Source organism: Aquiflexum sp., from assembly GCF_041749095.1.
GTDB lineage: Bacteria > Bacteroidota > Bacteroidia > Cytophagales > Cyclobacteriaceae > Aquiflexum.
Window position 1 is genome coordinate 1 of the sequence record NZ_JBGTCA010000192.1, and the last position, 1,847, is coordinate 1,847.

The following is a 1,847-nucleotide window of genomic DNA, read 5'->3' on the forward strand; positions in this document are numbered from 1 at the left end:
AATGAGATATTCCTTAGGGAATTGGTCTCCAATGCTGTCGATGCAACACAGAAAATCAAAAGACTCGCAACTTTAGGCCAATACAACGGTGAATTGGGCGATATTACTGTTGAAGTGGCTTTTGACAAGGATAAAAAAACCATTACCCTCTCCGACAGGGGTCTGGGAATGACGGGAGAAGAAATCAAAAAATACATCAATCAGATCGCATTTTCCGGGGCTGCTGAATTTGTGGAGAAATTCAAAGACGCAAAAGATGCCAACGAAATCATCGGTAAGTTCGGGTTGGGTTTCTATTCAGCCTTTATGGTAGCAGACAAGGTAGAAATCAACACTTTATCTTATCAGGAGGGCGCAGAACCCGCCAAATGGGTTTGCGATGGCAGCACGGAATTCGAAATTGACAAAGGTGACAAAAAAGAAAGGGGAACAGATGTAATCCTTTACATCAATAAAGATTCCGAAGAATTTTTGGATAAATACAAGCTTCAGGGAATCCTTGACAAATATTGTAAATTCTTGCCTGTTCCAATAAAGTTTGGAACAAAAAAAGAAAGTGTTGAGGATGGTGAAGATAAAGATGGCAAAAAGAAATACAAGTCTGTTGATGTGGACAATATTATCAACACCACTGCACCGATCTGGACCAAATCCCCCAATGACCTAAAAGACGAAGACTACCTTTCTTTTTACAAGGATCTGTATCCTTTTGGGGAAGACCCACTGTTTTGGATCCATCTGAACGTGGATTATCCATTTAACCTTACCGGGGTACTTTATTTCCCCAAGTTGAAAAACGATTTTGAAATGCAAAAAAACAAAATCAAACTTTTCAGCCGCCAGGTTTTCATAACGGATGAGGTAAAAGATATCGTCCCCGAGTTTTTAATGCTACTTCATGGAGTGATTGATTCTCCTGATATTCCATTAAACGTATCCAGAAGTTTCCTTCAGGCGGACAGCAGCGTGAAGAAAATCAACAGCTACATTACCAAAAAAGTGGCTGATAAGCTTTCTGAACTCTTCAAAAAGGACAGGAAGGCCTATGAAGAAAAATGGAACGATATCGGGCTTTTCGTGAAATACGGAATGATCAGCGAAGATAAGTTTTATGAAAAAGGCAAGGATTTTACCCTCTTGAAAAATACGGAAGGCCAATATTTCACCCTTGAAGAATATAAAGAAAAGGTCAAAGCCGTTCAGACAGACAAAAATGACCAGGCTGTTTACCTTTATGCCAATGATGTAAACAAACAGGACACCTTTATTGAGTCTGCCAATAAAAAGGCTTATGATGTTTTGGTAATGGATTCCCCCATAGACAGCCATTTTATTCAGCATCTGGAGTCCAAATTGGAGAAAACCCAATTGAAGCGGGTAGATGCGGATGTAGCAGAAAAGCTGATCCGTAAAGAGGAAAGTCATGCCAATCTGTTGACTGAAGAGCAGACAACCAAAGTGAAGGAAATCTTTGATAGAGCCATTGGAAATCAAAACTACAGTGTAGAAGTAGAAGGATTGAGTCCTGAAGAACTTCCTGTGACCATTACTATGGAGGAATTTATGCGAAGAATGAAAGATATGGCGCAGACCGGCGGAGGCATGGGTTTCTACGGAGCCATGCCTGACCATTACAAAGTCGCTATCAATGCCAATCATCCCGCAGTCGAGAAGGTTTTGAAAGCCGAAAATGAGGATGATCAAACCAAACTCGCTAAACAGGCTTTTGATCTGGCTTTACTTTCACAGGGACTTTTGACAGGAAAGGACCTTACTGCATTTGTCAAGAGAAGTGTGGAACTGCTTTAATATCTGAACTGGAGTAATTAAATCAAATAAAAGCCCTG

General features: G+C 40.4%; 1 protein-coding gene. It reads left to right on the top strand.

Annotated features, from left to right (window positions below; all coding sequences use genetic code 11):
- Nucleotides 1–1,809, top strand: a 1,809-nt coding sequence (gene htpG, locus ACEW8O_RS09305; RefSeq protein WP_373494353.1) for a molecular chaperone HtpG, incomplete at its 5' end; no start/stop codon positions are given.
- Nucleotides 1,810–1,847 lie beyond the last annotated feature (38 nt).